The sequence below is a fragment of the Gelidibacter sp. genome, from assembly GCF_039916245.1.
GTDB lineage: Bacteria > Bacteroidota > Bacteroidia > Flavobacteriales > Flavobacteriaceae > Gelidibacter.
This window is the reverse complement of sequence record NZ_JBDSLS010000196.1, coordinates 1-3404: the sequence shown is the minus strand read 5'-3', so window position 1 is coordinate 3404 and position 3404 is coordinate 1. Positions and strand designations below refer to the sequence as shown.

Annotated in this window: 4 protein-coding genes; all 4 read right to left on the bottom strand. The window is 38.4% G+C overall.

Annotated features, from left to right (window positions below):
• Entirely contained in the window at nucleotides 1-660 is a 660-nt protein-coding gene (locus tag ABIQ28_RS10615) for a hypothetical protein (RefSeq protein ID WP_348037074.1), read from the bottom strand.
• A 2-nt stretch (nucleotides 661-662) separates the two neighbouring features.
• A complete protein-coding gene (locus ABIQ28_RS10610) occupies nucleotides 663-2183 on the bottom strand; it encodes a bifunctional GNAT family N-acetyltransferase/carbon-nitrogen hydrolase family protein (protein ID WP_348037072.1) in 1521 nt (506 codons plus the stop codon).
• Between the two features lie 67 nt (nucleotides 2184-2250).
• Nucleotides 2251-2703 (bottom strand): tRNA (cytidine(34)-2'-O)-methyltransferase, encoded by a 453-nt coding sequence (locus ABIQ28_RS10605; protein ID WP_348037070.1) that lies wholly within the window; start codon nucleotides 2701-2703, stop codon nucleotides 2251-2253.
• Between the two features lie 273 nt (nucleotides 2704-2976).
• Nucleotides 2977-3404, bottom strand: a 428-nt coding sequence (locus tag ABIQ28_RS10600; RefSeq protein ID WP_348037068.1) for a tryptophan synthase subunit alpha, incomplete at its 5' end; no start/stop codon positions are given.

The following is a 3404-nucleotide window of genomic DNA, read 5'->3' as shown; positions in this document are numbered from 1 at the left end:
CTAATCCTCTTCCTCCTCAAAAATCACAATGTCGGCATCAAATTCCGCATCCTTAAACTCATCTCTACTGATCCAATATTCGGAGGTGGTCATGATATAAGAATTGTCTCCTGTGGGTTTTAATTCCCAAACAATATCTTCAGCCTCATCAAAAGCTTCTTTTCCTGCCAATTGTTCAGAGTATAGCCGTTTGATGACGTTGTTATTGGCCAAGGTTTTTTCAAGAACTTTTAAAACAACTTCTTTGGTCACATCATTATTTGGAGAAATTTCAAACTCAATGATGGTAGCTTTTGCGTTTGGAAATGTGCCATTGTAGGCTTTGTATAGCAATTGATTGATATTAAAAAGTTCATGGTGCAACGAAATATCGCGATATTCTTCTGATATCTTATCCAGTAGCATGTCATGCGACATCTGGTCGATTTGCCCTTCGTTTAGATGTTCGGACAATTTATAATCTAAAAGTATGGCTGCTGCTTCATGGCCTTCAAAATCAGAGATGGCCATAAAGAGAAGTTCTTTCAGTTCTTCAGGTTTTGAGTCTTTGCCATCTGGAAACCCGAAGCGTTCCAGAAGTTCGATATAATCGGCATTGGTCCATGCCTCTTTAAATTCTTCAACAGTTTTAACACTGTTAATAATGATATGATAGGTCATAGTTATTTCTTTTTTAATTCAAATAAATCTGTTCTGCGATCCTTTAAATTTCTGACACTTCCAAATTGGTTCAACTCTCTTAAAAGGTCAATATCCACATCCGCAATTAGGATCATTTCAGCGTTTGGTGTAGCTTCTGCCTTGATTCCGTTAGTTGGAAAGGCAAAGTCACAAGGTGTAAATACCATAGATTGTGCGTATTGAATGTCCATGTTTTCAACATTTGGCAAATTGCCCACACTTCCTGCTATGGCAACATAACATTCATTTTCAATGGCTCTCGCCTGTGCACAATGGCGCACACGCGAAAACCCGTTTTGGGTATCGGTTAAAAACGGTACGAATAGGATGTCCATACCTTCATCGGCCAAGATTCGGCTCAATTCAGGAAACTCAACATCATAGCAAATGAGCACGCCTATTTTGCCACAATCTGTATCAAATGTTTGGAGTTTTTTGCCACCGACCATGCCCCATACTTTGGCTTCATCTGGCGTGATGTGCAGTTTTTCAAAACGTTCGGTACTCCCATCACGTCGACATAAATACCCCACATTATAAAGTTTATTGTCGACCATCTCAGGCATACTGCCGGTAATGATGTTGATGTTATACGAAATGGCCAATTTTGAAAATCGTTGTACCATTTCTTCGGTATGTTTTGCCAATTCCCGGATGGCTTCAGCGGTCGATAAATGATTGGTTCCTGCCATTAAAGGCGCATTGAAAAATTCTGGAAACAAAGCAAAATCACTGCGATATCCTGAAACGGAATCAATAAAAAACTCTGCTTGCTGCATCATTTCGTCCATATCTTTATACAATCGCATTTGCCATTGTACCAAGCCTAAACGGACAATCTTTTTGATAGCTGTGGCTTTTTTTGACTTTTTCTCGTAATAGATATTGTCCCATTCCAACAGCACGGCATAATCCTTAGATGACGCATCACCTTCCAAATAATTTTTTAGAATTCTGGTGGGATGAAAATCATTGGAGATTTGAAAGTTAAGCACCGGATCATGGATTTCCTTACGACGTACCTTGTCGATATATTCTTTAGGCGATAACTTGTCGGCATATTTATGATAGTTGGGAATACGGCCACCAAAGGCCAGACCTCTTAAGTTTAAACGTTCGCACAATTCTTTTCGGTAATCGTATAGTCGGCGGCCCAAACGCAAACCTCTATACTCTGGTTTGATAAACACATCAATGCCATAAATGACATCTCCATCATTGGTATGCGTGCTAAAAGTGTAATCGCCAGTAATGTCTTTATAGGTATGGTTGTCCTCAAATGTGTTATAATCCACAATGATGCTTAAGGCGCATCCTGCAATATGCCCATTGATTTTAATGACCACTTGGCCTTCGGGAAATTTATCGATCAGTTTCTTAATTTGACCTTCGCGCCAGAAAGCATCTGGCATAGTGGTATAGGACGCAATCATGGCCTCCTTAAGCTCCTGGTAATCTTCCAGGTTTAAATATTTTAATTCGATATTATCAATGTCTTCCATGGTGTCATTCAATTTTTGTTGATCTTTTGAGTAGCGATAATCAGAGAGATTATCAATTTTAAAAATACTATTTTAAGGCTTTGATGCCTTCATAAGCGACAATGGCAACTGCATTGGCAAGGTTTAAACTGCGTACATGGTCACTGAACAATGGGATTTTATACAACTGTTCTTTATGTGCTTCAATAATGTCTTTGGATAAGCCAACCGATTCCTTTCCGAATACCAAAAAGAGATTCTCTTCAAAAGGAATATCCCAATAATCCTTATCGCCATGACTGGATAAAAAAGCCATTTTCTTGTCTTGATGCTGTTCGAAAAACTCGGCTGCATTTTCATAGGTGGTAATATGGACATGTGGCCAATAATCCAGTCCGGCGCGTTTAAGTCGTGCATCAGTGATTTCAAATCCGAAAGGTTTTACCAAATGCAAATGGGAACCAGAAGCTAGGGCCAATCGGCCAATATTACCGGTATTATTTGGGATTTCGGGTTCGATTAGTACAATGTTTAAGGGCATATGGTTGATTTAATTAGAATTGTTTTATAGGGGTTAAATATGTTTTTGATGAAATTCATAAACCAAAAAGAAACCTACTCGTAAAGATATGAATAGGTTTCTTTTTGAAATACGTGAAAATTAAATTTTAGATATATTATTCTTTATAGTTTTTTTCTCGATGACTCTCATGATTTCCGCTTCATTTTTATGAAACGAGAAGTTACGGAAAATCGCCGTGATTTTTATTAAGATTGTCTTAAAGTTTAGGGCGGAGGTTGCCCTTCAATGGTTTTACGGCTTTAAAAATTGGTCGATATAACTGTTTATTTTGCCCGTGCCTTCCGTATTTAGATGCTTAATAAATGCACTGCCTATAATAGCGCCTTTGGCATATTTGGTAGCCTGTGTAAAAGTTTCATGGTCAGAAATCCCAAAACCGATTACTTGGGGATTTTTCAAGTTCATATCGGCAATACGCTTGAAATAATCTGTTTGTTGATTTCCAAATCCAGAGCTGCTTCCTGTAACACTGGCGCTGCTTACCATATAGATAAAGCCATTGGATATGGAATCAATATAGCGTACCCGTTCATCAGGCGTTTGTGGTGTAATTAAAAATACATTGATAATGCCATACTTTTCAAATAGGGATTTGTACTGGTCATCATAGACATCCACAGGTAAATCGGGGATAATAAGTCCGTCGACACCAACCTCTG

Coding starts and splice junctions, on each gene's coding strand:
- ABIQ28_RS10610 (WP_348037072.1), bottom strand. CDS start 2,183: ATGGAAGACATTGATAATATCGAATTAAAATATTTAAACCTGGAAGAT.
- ABIQ28_RS10605 (WP_348037070.1), bottom strand. CDS start 2,703: ATGCCCTTAAACATTGTACTAATCGAACCCGAAATCCCAAATAATACC.
- ABIQ28_RS10615 (WP_348037074.1), bottom strand. CDS start 660: ATGACCTATCATATCATTATTAACAGTGTTAAAACTGTTGAAGAATTT.